Consider the following 17219-nt stretch of genomic DNA (forward strand, 5'->3'; position numbering starts at 1 on the left):
CTCCTATCCGGGGCCGGCCGGGCCGGCGGTGCGACGGGGTCTTCTGGTCTGGATGCGGCCGCGGCGGGCGGCGACGCGTTCGGCGGCACGGGCCAGCTCCGGGACGGCGGCGCCGCCGGAGTGCAGGTGCGCGGCGAGGGCGCGGACGGTGGGGTGGGTGAACAGGTCGACCATCGGGATCCGGCGGCCGAGCCGGTCGGTGACCTGGGCGTGCACCCGGGCGAGGGCGAGCGAATGGCCGCCCACGTCGAAGAAGTTGTCGGTGTGCCCCACTTCGGCGACGCCGAGGACGTCGCACCAGGCGCGCGCGATCACGGCCTCGGTCGCGGCGAGCGCCGCCGGGTCCGCGGCCACCGACGGCGGCCGTGCTTGGACGCGGGTCGCCGCGGCCGGCGCGGCGGTGCGGACGCTCACCCGCGGCAGTTCCGGCACGCTCGTCCCGACCGGCGCGTCCGGCGCCGCGGCCAGCGCGCCGAGCAGGGCGACGTAGTCCTCGGCGAGCCCGGCCATCCGGGCGTGGTCGAACAGATCGGGGTTGTACAGCAGTTCGACGCCGTCGTCGTGGACGTACACCGTGAGGTCGAACGGCGACCCCGGCTTGTCGACCGGCAGCCACGCCGAGGCCACACCGGGCAGGTCCAGGCGTGGCTCGGCGAAGTTCAGGACGTTGAACATCACCTGCACGAGCGGGGCGCGCGCGGGATCGCGGGGCACGCCGAGCGCCTCGACGAGCCGCTCGACCGGCGCGGCCGGATGCGCGGTCGCGGCGAGGAGTTCCGCGCCGCCGTCGCGGACGTGCGTGGCGAAGGCCGCGGCGTCGTCGGCCCGCAGCCGCACCGGCACGATGTCCACGAAGAACCCCGCGACGTCCTGGCATTCGGCGAGCTGCCGGTCCGCGACGACCGTGGCGACCAGGTGGTCGGCCGCGCCGGTGAGCCGCCGCAGCAGCTGGCCGAACGCGGCGAGCAACACCCCGGCGCGGGTCGTGCCCGTGCGGGCGGCCAGTGCCCGCACCGATTCGGCGGCACCGTCCGGAAAGGACTGACGCAGGCTCGCGCCCCGGTAGGTCTGCACGGCCGGGCGCGGCCGGTCCCTCGGAAGGTCCATTGTGGCCGGTGCACCGGCCAGATGTTCGGTCCACCAGGCGACATCCACCGCTTCCCGGCGTTCGTCGCGGCCAGCCCGCCACACCGCGTAGTCCGCGTAGGACGCCACCGGCGGCGGCAGCGTTTCGCCCCGATAGGCCGCCGACAGGTCGGCGCACAGCAGGTCCTGCGACCAGCCGTCGAACACCGCGTGATGCAGCGTGAAGCCGAGCACGTGCTCCGACTCGCCGAGCCGGTAGAGCCGCACGCGCCAAGGAGCCTCGCGGTCGACGTGCACGGGCGTCGCGGCGTCGGCGGCCAGCCGGGCCCTCAGACCGTCCTCGGTCACCGGCGCCACCGGCAGCGGAACGTCCGACGGCGGCAGGCGATCCGCCACCGGCGCGCCGTCGACGGCCCGGATCCGCCAGCGGAGCACGTCATGCCGCTCGGCGACCGCGCGCAAGGCTTGGCGCAGCGCGTCGACGTCCAGCGGGCCGGTCAGCCGGAACGCCATCGCGATGTTGTACGGCGCCGCCTCCGGGGCGAGCTGGTCGAGGAACCACAGCCGTCGCTGCTGCGGCGACAGCGCGGGCGCGTGCCCGGTGGTCAGCCCCTGGCCGGTCAGCGGCGACGCGGCCGCGACCCGCCGGGTGAGCCCGTCGAGCGTGCCACCGGCCAGGACGTCCTCGGTGGCGACGTCCGCGGCCAGCTCCGTCCGCAGCGCCGCGACCAGGCGCATCGCGGCGATCGAGTTCCCGCCCGAGGCCAGGAAATCCGTCCCCGCGCCGTCGCCGAGCACTCGCCGCCAGATGGCCGCGACCGCGCGTTCGGCCGGGGTGCCGAGCGGGCCGAGGTCTTGCTTGCCCGCCAGTGCCGCTTCGGCCAGGTCGCGTAGTGCGGGCCGGTCGATCTTGCCGGTGAGCGGGTTGACCGGCAGGCGATCGAGCACCCGGATCGCGGCCGGGCGCATCGCCGCGGTGAGCCGGTCCCGGCCCAGTTCGTCCACATCGGACGGTGCGGACGCCGGCGCGAGGAAGGCCACCAGCCGCGTGCCCGCCGGACCGGAGACGGCCGCCACGGCGGCGGCGTCGACGTCCGGGTGGGTCGTGAGCGCGGCCTCCACCTCGCCCAGCTCGATCCGCTGGCCGCGGACCTTCACCTGCCGGTCGGCGCGGCCGAGGAACTCCAGGCGGCCGTCGGGCAGCTCGCGGGCCAGGTCTCCGGTGCGGTAGAGCCGTTCTCCCGGCGTGGCCGGGTCGTCGACGAACTTCGCGGCGGTCAGCTCCGGGCTGCCGAGGTAGCCGTGCGCGACGCCCGGCCCGCCGATGAGCAGTTCGCCGATCTCGCCGGGCGCGACCGGACGCAGCCCGGCGTCCACGACGTACGCCCGGTGGTTCGGCGTCGGGCGGCCGAGCGGCAACGGGTCGCTGGGGATGCCGGTGACCTCGTCGGTGACGACCACGACGGTGGTCTCGGTCGGACCGTAGGCGTTGAAGAACCGCCGTCCCGGCAGCCAGCGCGCGGCGAGCTCCGCGGGCACCGGCTCGCCACCGCAGGCGATGACGCGCCAGCCGGGAACCGCCGCGGGGTCCACCATGGACAGCAGCGTCGGCGTGACGAAGCCCCATTCGACGTCGTGGTCGACGAGGAACCGCCGCAGCCGTTCGGGGTCGGCCCGGTCGGCGGCGCCGGCGAGCTGGACCGATCCGCCGTGCGCCAGCGGGACGAACACGTCCATGGTGAAGGCGTCGAAGGCGGGCGAGGAGATGCCGAGCGCCCGGGCGCCGGGCCGGATCCCGAGCGCGGCGGCGAACCCGGTGACGAACGCGACCACGTTGCGGTGGCTGGTCAGCACGCCCTTGGGGCGGCCGGTGGAGCCGGAGGTGTAGAGGAGGTGGACGAGGTCGTCCGGCCCGGCTGGGCATTCGACGGGTTCCTCCGAAGGCGGTGGCACAGCGAACGCCTCGATGCCCCCCTTGGCACCGAATTCGGCCCGCGCGCGATCACCGACGACGAGGGAGATCTCGGCGTCCTCGGTGATTTCGGCCAGCCGCGCCTTCGGGCCGCCGGGTTCGAGCGGTACATAGGCGGCGCCGGACAGCAGAACCCCCACGACGGTCGAGATCAACTCCGGCCGACGGTCGGCGCAGACGCCGACGCGGGTGCCGGGCCCGGCACCCCTGGCCCGCAGCAGCCGGGCGACGCCGGTCGCCGACGCGATCAGTTCGCGGTAGGTGAGCCGCGCTTCGCCTTGCCGGACGGCGACGGCATCGGGCGTGCGCGCGGCCTGGGCGAGGATCAGCCCGCTGAGCGTCGTGTCCGGATAGGACAGTGGCGGGCCATGGCCACCCGCGACGGGCAAGGTGTCGGTCACCGAGGGATCTCCTGGTCGGTCGTGTGCTGAGGCCGTGGTTCGATCCAGTGCCGCTCGCGCTGGAACGGATAGCCCGGCAACGGGACACGGCCGGGTTCGCCGCCCGCGCCCCACTCGATCTCGCCGCCCCCGGCCCAATGGGCGGCCAGCTCCCGCTCCGTCCCGGCCGGGCCTTCGACGTCGGTTCCGTTCGCCAGCACCGCGTCGAGCGCGGCGACCGCCGACGCGGCCGAATCCGCCACCACGGCGGCCCGGCACGCGAACGCCCGCCGGACGGAAAGCGTGTACGCCACGTCCCCGAGGTCCGGCGCGTCCGTGGCGAGCCGGTCACGCAGCCGGGAAACCGCCTCGCGCAACGCCTTCGCGTCACGCGCGGAAACCGGCAGGACGAACGGGCCGCGCGCCTCCGGCCGTGGCGGGACGGCGGGGGCCTCCTCCACGATCACGTGCACGTTCGTGCCGCCCATGCCGAACGAGCTGACCCCGGCCACCCGCCGCTCGCGGGCGGGCCAGTCGGCGGCCTTCGCCGGGACGTACCAGGGGCCGCCCGCCAGATCGACCTCCGGGTGCGGGGCCGTGAAGTGCAGGTTCGGCGGGATGACGCCGTGCCGCACGGACAGCACGGCCTTGATCAGCCCGGCGATACCGGACGCCGCGTCGAGGTGCCCGATGTTCGTCTTCACCGAACCCAGCGCGCACGTTTCCGGCGGCACGTCCCGGTAGACGCGGTTGAGCGCGGCCACCTCGATCGCGTCGCCGAGCGGGGTGCCGCTGCCGTGGGCTTCGAGCAGCGCGACCTCGTCCGGGGCGACGTCCGCGACGGCGAGCGCCTCGGCCACCGCGGACGCCTGCCCGGCCGGTCCCGGCACGGCGTAACCCGCGCGGTCCGGGCCGTCGTTCGTGATCGCCCAGCCGGGCAGCACGGCGTAGACGTGGTCGCGGTCGGCGAGCGCGTCCGCCAGCCGCCGCAGCACGACGGCCCCGGCGCCCGAGCCGAACCCGGCGCCCGCCGCGGCGACGTCGAACGCGCGGCACCGGCCGTCCGGCGAGACGAGCCCGCCACTGCGGTAGCGCGGCCACGTCACGCTCGCCCCGCCGGCCAGCGCGACGTCGCACCGGTAGTCCAGGAGGCTCTGCGCGGCCAGCGCCACCGCCGCGAGCGAGCTGGAGCACGCGCTCTGCACGGCCACCGCCGGCCCGGTCAGCCCGAGCCGGTACGCGACCTGGCCGGGCAGATGGTCGGTGAGCTGGCGGCCGGGCAGCCGCCCCTCCCAGTCGTCCGGGTCGACGTCGCCGGTCACCGCCGGGTTGCCGAACAGGTGGAACAGGAAGTAGCGGTTCACCGAGGTGGACGTGAAGACCCCGACCGGCCCGGTCTCGGCGGCGGGATCACGTCCCGCGTCCTCCAGTGCCTGCCACGCGGTTTCGAGGAACAGCCGGTGCTGCGGATCGGTCCGCGCGGCCTCGTCGGCGGTGAACCCGAAGAACCCGGCGTCGAACTCCTCGACACCCTCGATCCGGCCGCCCGACCGTACGTACGCCGGGTCGGCCCGCAGGCCCGGCCCGATGCCCAGCGCCGCCAGCTCTTCGTCGGTGTGGTCGTGGATCGAGTCGACGCCCGCGCAGAGGTTCCACCAGAACGAGGCGGCGTCCGGCGCGCCGGGGAACCGGCAGGCCAGCCCGACGACGGCGATGAGGTCCCCGGTCTGTTCCTCCGCGGCGACCGGCTGCCGGGTGTCCGAAGTGGACTCCGTGAGCCAGGCGGCCTGCCCGGCGATCGTCGTACGCTCGAACAGGGCGAGCAGCGGGACGTCCACCCCGAACTCGTCGGCCAGCCCCGCCTGCACCCGGCCGAGCCGCAGCGAGTCGCCGCCGGCGTCGAAGAACGCCTCGGCGCGCCCGACGCGGTCACGGCCCAGCACCGTGCACCAGATCCGGTGCACGCGTTCCTCGGCCGGGGTCAGCCGCTCGGACGGCACGGTCGTGATCGTCCGCGGGTCCGGAAGCGCCAGCTCGTAGAGTTTCCCGGTGACGGTCAGCGGAAAACCGTCCAGCACCGCGACGGCGGCGGGGACCGAAGAGGCGGGCAGGACGTCCGCCAGCGCGGCGCGCAGTACCCGACCGTCCGGACGCGGACCGTCCGCGGTCACATAGGCGAGCAGGTCGCCGTCGCGCACGATCGCGCGCGCCTCGGCCACGCCGGGCTGTTCGGCGAGCCGTGCCTCGATCTCGGTCAGCTCCACCCGGAAGCCGCGGACCTTGACCTGCCGGTCGAGCCTGCCGAGGCAGACGAGATTGCCGTCCGGCAGCAACCGTCCGAGGTCGCCGGTCCGGTAGCGGCGGCCGCCGTCGGCCGTCACCCCGAACGCCGGGCTCGGCTGGTCGAGGTAACCGTCGACGAGGTGCCGCCCGCGCACCTCGATCTCGCCGCTGTCCAGCACGGTGAGCGTGAATCCGGGCAGCGCCCGCCCGATCGGCAGCGGCCCGTCGGCGTCCGGGCCCAGCTCGGCGGCGGTCGTCCGGTAGTGCGCGGCGAAGGTCACCTCGGTGGCGCCGTAACCGTTGACGAACACGCAGTCCGGCGCGAACCGGCCGCGGCGGACATCGGCGTGGGTCGCCTGCTCGCCGCCGAGCAGCACGGTCCGCACGGACGGTAGGCCGGTCTCGTCGAGGACGTCGAGCAGGTGCCGGTAGACCGTGGGCGTCGAGTGGTAGACGGTCACCTCGTGCCGGGCCAGCTCGCGCGCGGCGTGGGCGAGGCCGTGCGCGCGCAGGTCGACCGGTATGAGCGCGGCGCCGCTGAGCAGGGCCGGGTAGAGGTCCGGGATCGCCGCGTCGAAACCGAACGACGCGAGCAGGCTGAGCCGATCGGCCGAGGTGATACCGAGCGCGGTGATCTGGTTGTCGACGACGTGCAGGAGGTTGCGATGGGTCTGCGCGACGGCCTTCGGCCTGCCGGTGGATCCGGAGGTGAACAGCACGTACGCCGGGCTGTCCGGATCGGGCTCGGGCACCGGGAGCCGCGCGGTCTCCGTGCCCGACCGCACGAGCCGCGCGGATCCGGTGCGGCACAAGGACTCCGCGAGCTCTGCGTGGTCCGGATCCGCGAGCACGGCGGTCACCCTCGCGGCCGCGAGCTGGTGGTCGAGACGCTCCCGGGGAAGGTCGGGTCCAGCGGGACGTAGGTGCAGCCCGCGGCGAGGGTGCCGAGGATCGCCGCGATCGCGGCACCGCCGTGCCGGGTGACGAGCCCGACCCGCTCCCCCGGCCGGACACCGGCGTCGCGCAACCGCAGCGCGTGGCCGCCCGCGAGCCCGGCGAGCCCGGCGTAGGTGAGCACGGTGCCGTGTTCGAAGACCGCGATCCGGCCGGGCGATCGCCGGGCGAGCACAGCGAATCGGCCGACGCAGCCGTCTTGTCTCATCGGGCGTCGAGCAGTCGCTCCGAGGCTTTTCGGGCGCGCGACAACAACGGCGTGGACTTCATCTTGCTCCCCAGTGACCGTGCAGGTGAAGAATTACGCAAGGTTAAGACGACCGGCCGCGACGAGGAATACGATTTCCGTCTATTTGGTCCGAATGGCGCATTGATCTTGGACCACAAGACGCAGTTATCCACGTCTTCCAGTCCAATCGCCGTCCCTGACGGCTTTCGCGGCGAACCCCGCCGGCCACCATCGACACTCGGTTGATCACCTTCGGTAATGGTCGGATATTAACCGACACTATGCCCGGGAATGTATTCACGAAAACAAAGTGGACAATTTTCCACAATCGATTCAGAAATGCGAACCACCCCCGGAACGAGTAAGAATTCACCCTTGCTCGCGGCAAGGTGCGGTCGTCGCACATCGCGCGGCAATGGACGAGCCCGGCTCCCTGAGCCGATCGACGACGCCGTTGGCGATCAGCGGCCGAGCTGTCTCCGGCGGGGCGGGCTTCGATGCGCGGCAGGGCGGCGAACGCCCGGCCGATGGATCTCCCGAAGGCCTTGACGGCACTGGCTCGCGGAGCCCTTGGCCGCCCCCTTGAGAGTCAAGGTGAATCCGGCATGATCGGCTCGCATCCACGAAGAACCCTCCCCGATGCCCGATTTGAGCGCTTTGCACCGGGGTCGTGAGTGGCAATGATCGTTCCAACGCTCTCTTTCACTCAGGACCCCCGACAAGAAGCGGACATCACGGCAGCTCATCGAGGATGAACTGTCCCTTGCGGACACTTCGCGGACTCATGCCGGCCGCCGGTCCGAAACCGTGCCTTACTCCTCAAGCGATCCACCGCGCGGCATCGTCGGCGATGCCCGGCGCCGACCGCTCCCCCGCCGCCGTGTCGGTTCGGCGGGAAAGGACGTGAGTCGCCGGAACCACACGCGCCTCCGGCGAGTCCAAGTTGAGAACTGGACGTACGACGACTACAAGGGAACGAATGAAGACGCTACTCAAGAAGGCGACGATCACCGCCGCGGCGAGCACGCTCCTGCTCGGCCTGACGGTGGTGGGCAGCGCCTCCGCTGAGGCCGCGGCCATCACCTGTGACACGAAGTCCAGCGGCAAGGACGGGCCCTTCTACCACGGGGAATCCGCCTCTTACGCCTACGACAACCGGTTCGGCAAGAGTCACCCCGTCCCCGCGCTGGAGACCAACATCCCGCAGGGCACGGCAACCTGGTCGAACTGGGACGGTTCGAACGACCTGATCCTGGTCACCTCGTACGAGTCGGGCCACCGCAGCGCGATCATCATCGGCATCGACGCCAAGACCGGCAAGCAGGTCGGCCAGGCGCTGCTCGCGTACTCGCACGTCGGCGGGATCGCCGTGTTCGAGAAGCAGGGCTGGGCGTTCGTCTCCGGCAAGGGCGACACGATCCGCAAGTACTCGCTGGCGAAGCTGAAGAACGCGATCAAGAAGTCGCTGCCCATCGAGCAGGAGGGGACGGCGCAGACCGTCTACGCCTCCTCGTTCCTCACCAGCCACGGCCCGACGAACACGCTGTGGGCGGGGAAGTTCGAGGACGCCAAGCGCGGGCTGATGCACTCGTACACGGTCGGCTCCGACGGCAAGCTGAGCTACCGGCCGGGATCGTGGGAGGTGCCGACGAAGACGCAGGGCCTCATCGTCACCAAGGACCTGTTCATCTACAGCACGTCGCACGGCAGGAACAACCGCAGCAACATCTATGTCGTCCGGCGCGGTGCCGGCGACAAGGACCTGGACACGGCCAAGAAGCACTGCTTCCGCGCGCCGAGCATGTCCGAGGGGCTGACCGTCTACGGCAGCAACGTCTACCTGGCGTTCGAGTCCGGCGCGCACTACTACAGCAAGGCGGCGGACAAGCCGAGGAACATCATCTCGAACCTGCACAAGGCACCGCTCTCGTCTTTGGCGGAGCTCGCGCCCCGGTGACGGGCCTGGGCACCGGTTCATAGCGAACGGGCGAGGACGGCCGCGTGCCGTCCTCGCCCTGCGACCGTCCCAGCCGCCACATGTCCACTGTGGACCTACGTGCGTCAGGCCACGCTCGGGTGACTCGCCTGCTGCTCGGCGATCCAGTCCCGGTACACCGTCACATCGGTCCAGATGCCCAGGCCGCTGGCGCACTTCGGATCCGCGTCACCGTCGCGGCTGGTGGCACCGACCAGTTCCCACTCGCCCGGCCTGCCCTTGATCTGCGGGCCGCCCGAGTCGCCGTAGCAGCCCATCGCGTCCGGCGTGTCGGAGCCGGTGCAGATCTCCTTGCCCGCGGCCAGATTGCGGCAGTCCTCCGCCGGCCGCACCTTGGTGTCCAGCTCCTGGAGGATCTCCGGCGCCCCGCAGGTCTGGTCGGCGCAGTGCTCACCCCAGCCGAGGATCCGGGTCGCCGTCCCCGCGTCGCCCACCGCCTCGGCGATCTTGATCGGCTTCTCGGTCACCGGTTTGTCCAGCCGCACCAACGCGATGTCCCCGCCCGGCGGGTTCTGCCCGACGAAGTCCGGGTGCACGATGATCCGGCTGACGCCGGTCTCGGTGCCCCCGCTGTTGTGTTGCCGCGCCCCGATCCTGGTCCTGATCTCCCCCGGCTGCGCCCCCTTCACGCAATGCGCCGCGGTCACCACCCAGTTCTCGCTGATCAGCGAACCACCGCAGAAATGGTCGCCGCCCTGCTGCAGCGACACCATGAACGAGTAGTCCTCGGTGGCGTCGTGCCCGCCGATGACGAAGGGCGTCGGCCCGCCGGCCGCCGAAGCGACCCCCGGGATCAGCATCGCTCCCGCCGCGGCCAGCCCGACCGCCAGTACCCCTGTTTTGCGAAGCATTATCGTGATCTCCCCGTAGACGACGAATTACTGACAGTCGTCACACTATGGGGTGGTGATCACCGCTGGATCGGCTCATCGGCCGGGTCCCCATCGGCCGAATGGCCGACCCAGCGTGACCGCGCCACTCGATCGGTGGCGGCGATCATCGTCGAGACACGAGCCTGTCCGGATCCGCGAAAAAGGTAACGACCCCTGGCAAAAGGCCCCGACCGACGGTTTGCCAGCGGCACCGAAGTCGGTACGGTGCTTGTGACAACAGGGGTTCCGCCGGTCGACGCGTTATGAGGTGCAGGGTGTCCGTGCAGGGTGAACGGGTTCCGGAGGGTGTCGACGTCCGCTTGCCCAGCGCGGCCCGGGTCTACGACTGGCTGCTCGGCGGCAGCCACAACTTCGACGCCGATCGCGCCGTCGGGGAAAAGGTCGTGGCCGTCCTGCCGTCCGGGCGCCGGGTCGCCGCGTCCAACCGGGCGTTCCTCCGCCGAGCCGTGCGATACATGGTCTCCCACGGCATCACCCAGTTCCTCGATCTGGGCTCCGGGATCCCGACCGTCGGCAACGTGCACGAGATCGCGCAGGACATGGACCCCGGCTGCAAGGTGGTCTACGTCGACTACGACAAGGTCGCCGTGGCCCACAGCCGCCTCATCCTCGGCGAAAATCCGAACGCCGCCGTCGTCGAGGCGGACCTCTGCCGGCCAGAGGAGGTACTGAACTCCCCGGCGGCGCGGGAAATGCTGGACTTCGATCGGCCGATCGGGCTGCTCATGGTGGCCGTGTTCCACTTCATCCCGGACAGTCTGCGACCCGCCGAGATCGTCGCCCGGTACCGCGAGACGCTGCCGCCCGGCAGCCTGGTGGCGCTCTCGCATCTGACCGCCGACCACGCGCCCGAGGCGATGGCGGCGGTCACCGAGGCGATGAAGAACAGCCGAGACCCCATGTACTTCCGCCCCTACGCGGAGGTCGCCGCCCTCTTCGACGGACTCGACCTGGTCGAACCCGGTGTCGTGAGCGCGCCGCTGTGGCACGCGGAACCGGGCCTCCGCGACGTCGAGCCGGACGACGTCTACGCCGGCGTCGGACGCAAGGTCTGAGAAACCCGGCCCGCCCGGTCAGCCGGCGACGACCTCCGCGAGTGGCACCGAGGTGTCGGCGAGCCTCTCCGGGTTCACCGGCCGTCCGCCGCGGATCAAGGCCTTGATCGGGTCGGTGACGTCCCAGACGTTGACGTTCATCCCCGCCAGCACCCGGTCTTCCTTGAGCCAGAAGGCGATGAACTCCCGGGCCTCGACGTCGCCGCGGAAGACGACACGGTCGTGACCGGCGTTGTGGCCGAGGTACTCCATCCCGAGGTCGTACTGGTCGGTGAAGAAGTAGGGCAGTTCGTCGTAGGTTTCGTCCTTGCCGAGCATCCCGGCGGCCGCGACGGCCGGCTGCTTGAGCGCGTTCGCCCAGTGCTCCACCCGGACCGGGCGGCCGAGGAACGGGTGATCGGCGTTGGCGACGTCCCCGGCGGCGAAGATGTCCGGGTCGCCGGTGCGCAGGTGGGCGTCGACGCGGACCCCGTTGTCCACCGTCAGCCCGGCGGCTTCGGCCAGTGCGGTGTTCGGGACCGCGCCGATCCCGACGAGAACGGCGTCGGCGTCGACCCGTGTGCCGTCGGCGAGCCGGACGTGCCTCGCGCCCGTTTCGGTCACCTTGACCCCGAGCCGCAGGTCGACGCCGTGTGCGAGGTGCAGGTCCGCGAACACCTTGGCCGCGTCGGGCCCCAGCACGGGCAGCAGTGGCAGCTCGAGTGCCTCCAGCACCGTCACGTCGAGACCGGCCTGCCTGGCCGCCGCCGCGGCTTCGAGACCGATCCACCCGGCGCCGACCACGGCGAGCCGGGATCCGCTCGCCAGTACCTGCCGCAGCCGCTCGGAGTCGCCGAGGCGGCGCAGCGTGAGCGCGTCCTCCGCACCCGGCAGGACGCGAGGTTCGGCGCCCGTCGCCAGCAGCAGCTTGCTGTAGCCGACCCGGGTGCCGTCGGCGAGCTCGACCTCGTGGGCGGCGCGATGGATCGCGGTGACACGGGCGCCGAGCCGCAGGTCGACCTCGTGGCCGGAGTACCAACCCTCGTCGTGCACGAAGGCGCTGTCGGACCCGGCCTTCCCGGTGAGCATGTCCTTCGAGAGCGGCGGCCGTTCGTACGGACGGTGCGCTTCCTCGCCGAGCAGCACGATCCGCCCGTCAAATCCCTTGTCGCGTAAGGCTTCCGCGGCCTTCGCACCGGCAAGGCCGGCGCCGATGACCACAAACGTCGGCGATTCCACTGGTCAGCTCCTCAATGGTCGGGCTACAGGTCGGCCGCCCCCGGTCGCGACCGCTCCGTGCACCGGCCGCTTCGCCTGCTCCGGGTCGTTCGTCGTGATGACCCCTTTTCGCCAATGAAGTTTGGTCTTATTCTCGTCGGCGGTCAAGTCCGCAGGCAGGAGTTACCCGATCGAAGCTGGTCCAGCGGGTGACGGTGTTAGTGCCGACGCCCCCAACATCGCCCCCGTAGCCACTCCGCGTGACTGGTGGCATCTGCTTGTCACCGTGTGGAAACAGGGACGTTCACCGTCTCTAGCTCCACACACCCCGTCGTGACCGGTCCTGTCACGCGGGGACCGTGTGGATTTCCGGTCATCCAACGCCCCGAAATCCACACAGTCGCGGGCCGAAGGCTCCCTTCGCCGCGTCTGATGCGGCGAAGGGAGCCTTCGGCCCGAGTCGGGTCACTCGACGGCGGTCGGCCTAGTCGGGACGGCCGACCTGGGTGTTCGACAGGTCGAGCCCGATGGCGAAGTCCGCCACGTAGCCGGTTCCGCTCTGCTGCGGGCGCAGCAGCATTTGGGATCCGCCGTTGCGGTAGATCGAGTCCCGGTTGTTGGTCGTGTCGGCCGGGCCTTTCCGCCGGTACGGATCGGTCCGCAGATAGGCCGCGCCGAACTCGGGCGTGAAGTAAAGCTGCGAGGTGAACTCGTACGGCCTGCCGTTGGTGCCGGTGGTGCGTATTTTGACGTGGATATGCAGCGTGCGTCCGGTGTACCAGCCGGGAAGAATGGTGGTGAACCGGGCCGTGCCCGCCTGGTCGGTGTTCTGATAACCGCGCAGGAAACGGCGGCCGCGGCTTCCCTGGGACGGAATGTCGGAGTACAGCCCGAACGCGTCGCACTGCCAGAGGTCGATCATCGCCCCGGCAGTGGCGTGCACTGCTGCTGGCGAACCTGCTGAATGGTGAAATTGATTACCAGCGCGGTGCCGGGAACCAGTTGTCCAGTGGACGGCTCACTGCGGATATCGGAGCGATTCAGCCGTTCGTCGACGAAATACGGACCCTCCATCTGCTCCGGCTTGACCACGCAATCCAGCGTGCAAACCTCGGGCGTGCCCGCGGTGGAGGTGGTGGCGCTCGCCGTGGCGGAGCCGGCGGCGGCGAGTGTCGCACCGGCGGCGCCGAGCAGAATCAATGCCTGCCGCCTGCCGAGCACCCGGCCTACCGGTTCATCATCGTCATGCATGGGTTTCCTTTTCGCCAAATGATGGGAGCAGGGAACTGAGCGCAACAGACGGAAATTGTTCGCAGGGTGCCGCGCGGATCCGATTGTCCTTCACGGTCTCGTCCACTGTCGAGAAAATTCACTCGCGCGCATCATACTTCGCAGCACGCACCCTCATTTGATGACCCAAATTCTCGAACCCCTATTACGGCATTCGCCGCTGGGCGGGTGCTGACTGCCGGAGGCCGCCGTCCGCATCGGCTCCAAACCGTTACCTGAACCGGCGGCGGACGGGGAAACATCGGGACCGGGTCGCGCGACTAGAACAGCGAGTGACCAGAACGCTACGCCCAACCGAGCCGCGCCACCTGCGAGAACCGGTTCCCCGGACACCAGGGGAGCCGGCTCATGCCGCCCGACGGGGGAGAAGATGCGCCGGACATTCGTCGTCACCGACGTCGTTCATCCTGCCGGGTACGAAGACCGGCTCCGGACGGTGCTCAACGACCTCCACGACGGCGTCGGACCGACACTCGCCATGGCCGTGCTCGGCTTGCGGGCGGCCCGTGACCTGATCGTCCGTGACCGGGCCGGGGCCGAGCGTCTCCTGTGCCGGCTCGAGGAAGAACTCCACGGCGCCATCACCGAACTGCGCCGCATCGTGACCGACGCGCGCCCGCCCGCGCTCGACGAAGCGGGGCTCGTCACGGCCGTGCGCCGGTACGCCGGGATGCTCGCCGACCGGGTACCCGCCGAACACGGTCCGCTCGCGGTGACCGTGGAGGTCCGCCGCGAGCTGCCGCCGCTGTCGACCGAGGTGGAGGTCACCGCGTACCGGATCATCCGCGAGGCACTCGTGAACATCGCCCGCCATTCCGGCGCCCGGCAATGCGCGGTGCGCCTCTGGCCGCTGGACGGCGATCTGCGCGTGGAGATCGTCGACGACGGGGTCGGCACGAGCGGCGAGGCGCCCCCCGTCGTCGGCGGGACCGGGCTGCGTTCGATGCGGGAACACGCCGTCGACCTCGGCGGCGGCTGCGTGATCGAGCCGGTGCCCTCGGGCGGGACCCGGATCGCCGCCTGGCTGCCGCTCGCGACCCAGGAGTGAGCGCGATGTTCCCGCCCCTCCGTGTCCTCGTGGTGGACGACCATCCCGCCTTCCGGGCGGCCATCTGCGCGATGCTCGACGGCACCCACGGCATCGAGGTCGCCGGGCAGGCCGCCGACGGCCGCACCGCCGTCGCGGAAGCGGGCAGGCTGGAGCCCGACGTCATCCTGATGGACCTGAACCTCCCGGACCTCGACGGCGTCGAGGCGACCCGACGGATCGTGAAGGCCTGCCCGCACACCGGCGTGCTCATGCTGACCATGTTCGAGAACGAAGCCGCGGTGTTCGCCGCCATGCGCGCGGGTGCGCGCGGCTACCTGCTCAAGGGGGCGCGCAACGAGCAGGTCGTCCGCGCGGTACGGGTGATCGGCGACGGCGAGGCGATCTTCAGCCCGGCGATCGCGACCCAGGTGCTTTCCCTGCTGGGCACGGAATCCCCGCGCGACGAGTCCTTTCCGAAGCTGACCGCGCGTGAACGGGAGATCATGCGGCTCATCGCGCAGGGCATGGGGAACGCCTCCATCGCCGACCAGCTGGTGCTCAGCCCGAAAACCGTGCGGAACCATGTGTCCCACATCTTCCGCAAGCTCCAGGTCACCGACCGGGCCCAGGCCATCGCCAAGATCAGGAAGGCGGGCGTCGCTCGATCGGAGTAGCAAAGCGGGACATATCGGGACTCCGGATCCCTGTTGGCGAAACCCCGTCCGCACGATCCTGGTGAAGGACGAAACGCCGTTCGCGGGAGGGGTTCATCGATGCTCGTCGACCAGATCCCGGTGCTGCTCCATGCCACCGACACCATCACGCACGCGGGGGTCACCGCCGCGCTGCGCGCACGCCCTGAGATCCGCTTCGCCGACGACACCGACGAGCCGGCCGTCGTACTGGTCATCGTCGAACGCCTGAACGAGGAGGCACGGCAGTTGCTGCGCAGCCTCCATTGCGCCGGCTGCGCCGGGGTCGTCCTGGTCGCCGGGGAGGTGGACGACTCGGAATTGCTGGACGTGGTGGGCAACGGTGTCTCCGCGATCATCCGGCGGGCCGACGCCACCCCGACACCCTGGTGCGGCTGGTGAAGGCCGCGGCCGCCGGGGAAGGCGCGCTGCCGCCGGACCTGCTCGGCCGTCTGCTGTCCCGGGTGTCCCGGCTGCAGCGTGACGTGCTGAAACCGAACGGCTGGGATCTGGCCGGGATGTCGCACCGCGAGACCACGGTGCTGCGGATGGTCGCCGACGGGTTCGAGACGAAGGAGATCGCCGACCGGCTGAGCTATTCCGAGCGGACGGTGAAATCGATCCTGCATGACATCACCAACCGTTTCCAGCTCCGCAACCGCGCTCACGCCGTCGCATTCGCCTTGCGCGAGGGATTGATCTGATCCGGTCTATTCGATCCGCCCGAGAAGGAGACCGACGGCGTGCACCGGCCGCCGCCTCCCGGTGTCTGGCAGCTGACCGCGAGGACGATCTTCTCCCCAGGGGCGAACCGCCATGCCTGCAACCAGTGGTGGTCGAGGTCGCGGAAGTTCGCGAGGCCGACTTCCAGCAGGACGGTCTTGGTGCCTCCGGCGTCCCGCAACAGCCGCAGGGTTCCGTTGTCACCACGCGGGTTCTGCAGGATGAGGTCGGTGACGACCAGCGTTTTCGTGGCGTCCGGCATGGCGTAGGGGAATTCGGCGAAGCGGTTGACGTTCGAGTCGACGGCCGCGTCCGCCGCCACCCGGAAGTCGGTCGGTGTCCCGTTGGCGTTGCCCGCCGGGTTGGGGACACCGTTCGACGCCCTGGGGCCGGGAGGCGCGCCGTCCGGAGGCGGGGTCAGCCCGACGGCCTTCATCGCGTCTTCGGAGTTCTGTTTGGCCTGATCGGCCTCCTTCTTCGCCTCCCCCGCGGCACCGCCGGCCTCCTGCGCGGCCTTGATCACCTCCTGGTTCTGCTCCTGAGCGGCTTCACGGGCGGCCGACTTCACCGCGGGCCTCAGCACGGTGAACCACAGTGTCACCAAGGCCAGCAGCAGCACCAGCAACGCGGCCAGCGCCGGCAGCAGCCACTTCGGCAGCAACTGCCGCTGCACCATGGTGCCTTCGGTTTTGAGCGGTTCGGCATCGTCGGCGACGACGAACACCTGGAAGCGATGACGGACAGGTTGCCCGCGCAGGAACCGTTTCCGCGGCCGGGTCCGCAGACGGATGAACGCGGCGGTGCCCGGCGCGAGATCGGCCCGGTTCCGTTCGAGCTCGAAGTCGAGCTCGTCCTCGGGGTCGAGGGCGCTCAGTTCGATGGCGACCGGGTGGTTGCCGCGGTTGTCGACCGCCACCTCGAAATCGGCCTTGGCACCGGCCTCCACCTTCGCCGGGACGACTTCGGCGGTCACCTCGGTGAACGCGCCGAGCTGGAGGGTGCCCTCCTCGACCACCGACCCTGCCGGGTCCTCGCTCGAGAAAACCCTGACACCGAAGGGAATCAGCCCCGCCCGGACGTCGGACGACCGTGGCGGCGCGAACCGGACGACGACCGTGCCCGTCTCCCCCGGCAGCAGGTTCACCGTCGCCGGTTCCGCGGTGGCCCAGGCACCCGGGTCGCCGACCACTTCGATCGCGAACTGATCGACCACCCGGCCGGCGTTGCGAACGGTCACCGAGCAGCTGATCTCCTGGCCCGGTTCCGCGACCAGGCCCGACTCCGACAGCGTCGCCGTTGCTCCCATACCCGGAAGTCTGCGCGTCCGTCGCCGCGATCGGCACCAGCGGACGGGTGTGCGGCCGTGCGCCGGTCGTTGCCCATAGGGGCAGTGGCCTCCTCGGCCTGCTGGCGGGCTCTGTTGCCGGCCTGGTGTGCGG

The 17219-nt window shown here is 71.0% G+C and carries 11 protein-coding genes and 2 pseudogenes; 5 read left to right on the forward strand and 8 right to left on the reverse strand.

Annotated elements, in window-relative coordinates:
- Window positions 1–3 precede the first annotated feature (3 nt).
- From MJQ72_RS00740 to MJQ72_RS44980, 3 genes and pseudogenes are all read right to left on the reverse strand, one after another.
- Window positions 4–3459 (reverse strand): acyl carrier protein, encoded by a 3456-nt coding sequence (locus tag MJQ72_RS00740; protein ID WP_240597060.1) that lies wholly within the window; start codon window positions 3457–3459, stop codon window positions 4–6.
- Window positions 3456–5900, reverse strand: coding sequence for a beta-ketoacyl synthase N-terminal-like domain-containing protein (locus MJQ72_RS00745; protein ID WP_396427035.1), 2445 nt, complete (start codon window positions 5898–5900; stop codon window positions 3456–3458). Before MJQ72_RS00745 ends, MJQ72_RS00740 begins: the two co-directional genes overlap by 4 nt.
- A 3-nt stretch (window positions 5901–5903) precedes the next feature.
- Window positions 5904–6883: pseudogene (locus tag MJQ72_RS44980) on the reverse strand (AMP-binding protein); the annotation flags it as partial.
- A gap of 1000 nt (window positions 6884–7883) precedes the next feature.
- Here MJQ72_RS44980 and MJQ72_RS00755 point away from each other — a divergent pair.
- A complete protein-coding gene (locus MJQ72_RS00755; RefSeq protein WP_240597062.1) occupies window positions 7884–8861 on the forward strand; it encodes a hypothetical protein in 978 nt (325 codons plus the stop codon).
- Between the two features lie 104 nt (window positions 8862–8965).
- Here MJQ72_RS00755 and MJQ72_RS00760 read toward each other — a convergent pair whose 3' ends face one another.
- The gene (locus MJQ72_RS00760) at window positions 8966–9751 is read right to left on the reverse strand and encodes a trypsin-like serine protease (protein ID WP_240597063.1); all 786 of its coding nucleotides are present in this window, start codon (window positions 9749–9751) and stop codon (window positions 8966–8968) included.
- 296 nt (window positions 9752–10047) lie between these two features.
- Here MJQ72_RS00760 and MJQ72_RS00765 point away from each other — a divergent pair, with 296 nt between their 5' ends.
- On the forward strand, window positions 10048–10848 hold the full coding sequence (locus MJQ72_RS00765) for an SAM-dependent methyltransferase (RefSeq protein ID WP_240597064.1): 801 nt from the start codon (window positions 10048–10050) through the stop codon (window positions 10846–10848).
- 18 nt (window positions 10849–10866) lie between these two features.
- Here MJQ72_RS00765 and MJQ72_RS00770 read toward each other — a convergent pair whose 3' ends face one another.
- The 3 genes from MJQ72_RS00770 to MJQ72_RS00780 form a co-directional block, all read right to left on the reverse strand.
- Window positions 10867–12066, reverse strand: coding sequence for an NAD(P)/FAD-dependent oxidoreductase (locus MJQ72_RS00770; protein WP_240597065.1), 1200 nt, complete (start codon window positions 12064–12066; stop codon window positions 10867–10869).
- A 463-nt stretch (window positions 12067–12529) separates the two neighbouring features.
- The gene (locus MJQ72_RS00775; protein ID WP_240597066.1) at window positions 12530–12988 is read right to left on the reverse strand and encodes a hypothetical protein; all 459 of its coding nucleotides are present in this window, start codon (window positions 12986–12988) and stop codon (window positions 12530–12532) included.
- Window positions 12964–13296 carry a hypothetical protein gene (locus MJQ72_RS00780; protein WP_240597067.1) on the reverse strand — a complete coding sequence of 111 codons (333 nt, stop codon included), beginning with the start codon at window positions 13294–13296 and terminating at the stop codon, window positions 12964–12966. The genes MJQ72_RS00775 and MJQ72_RS00780 overlap by 25 nt, the downstream gene beginning before the upstream one ends.
- Window positions 13297–13705: 409 nt before the next feature.
- Here MJQ72_RS00780 and MJQ72_RS00785 point away from each other — a divergent pair, with 409 nt between their 5' ends.
- From MJQ72_RS00785 to MJQ72_RS00795, 3 genes and pseudogenes are all read left to right on the forward strand, one after another.
- On the forward strand, window positions 13706–14383 hold the full coding sequence (locus tag MJQ72_RS00785) for a sensor histidine kinase (RefSeq protein ID WP_240597068.1): 678 nt from the start codon (window positions 13706–13708) through the stop codon (window positions 14381–14383).
- Between the two features lie 5 nt (window positions 14384–14388).
- Window positions 14389–15039: a response regulator transcription factor gene (locus MJQ72_RS00790; protein ID WP_240597069.1), complete on the forward strand. Its 651-nt coding sequence runs from the start codon at window positions 14389–14391 to the stop codon at window positions 15037–15039.
- 99 nt (window positions 15040–15138) lie between these two features.
- A pseudogene (locus MJQ72_RS00795) lies at window positions 15139–15761 on the forward strand (response regulator transcription factor).
- Here MJQ72_RS00795 and MJQ72_RS00800 read toward each other — a convergent pair.
- A complete protein-coding gene (locus tag MJQ72_RS00800) occupies window positions 15722–17086 on the reverse strand; it encodes a hypothetical protein (RefSeq protein WP_240597070.1) in 1365 nt (454 codons plus the stop codon). The pseudogene MJQ72_RS00795 and the gene MJQ72_RS00800 sit on opposite strands and share 40 nt — an antisense overlap.
- Between the last annotated feature and the right edge of the window lie 133 nt (window positions 17087–17219).

It is taken from the genome of Amycolatopsis sp. EV170708-02-1 (assembly GCF_022479115.1).
Lineage (GTDB): Bacteria > Actinomycetota > Actinomycetes > Mycobacteriales > Pseudonocardiaceae > Amycolatopsis.

What these genes read in the sequence shown, in the direction of transcription:
- MJQ72_RS00790 (WP_240597069.1), top strand. Translation starts at nt 14,389, where the DNA reads ATGTTCCCGCCCCTCCGTGTCCTCGTGGTGGACGACCATCCCGCCTTC.
- MJQ72_RS00780 (WP_240597067.1), bottom strand. Translation starts at nt 13,296, where the DNA reads ATGCATGACGATGATGAACCGGTAGGCCGGGTGCTCGGCAGGCGGCAG.
- MJQ72_RS00755 (WP_240597062.1), top strand. Translation starts at nt 7,884, where the DNA reads ATGAAGACGCTACTCAAGAAGGCGACGATCACCGCCGCGGCGAGCACG.
- MJQ72_RS00785 (WP_240597068.1), top strand. Translation starts at nt 13,706, where the DNA reads ATGCGCCGGACATTCGTCGTCACCGACGTCGTTCATCCTGCCGGGTAC.
- MJQ72_RS00800 (WP_240597070.1), bottom strand. Translation starts at nt 17,086, where the DNA reads ATGGGAGCAACGGCGACGCTGTCGGAGTCGGGCCTGGTCGCGGAACCG.
- MJQ72_RS00760 (WP_240597063.1), bottom strand. Translation starts at nt 9,751, where the DNA reads ATGCTTCGCAAAACAGGGGTACTGGCGGTCGGGCTGGCCGCGGCGGGA.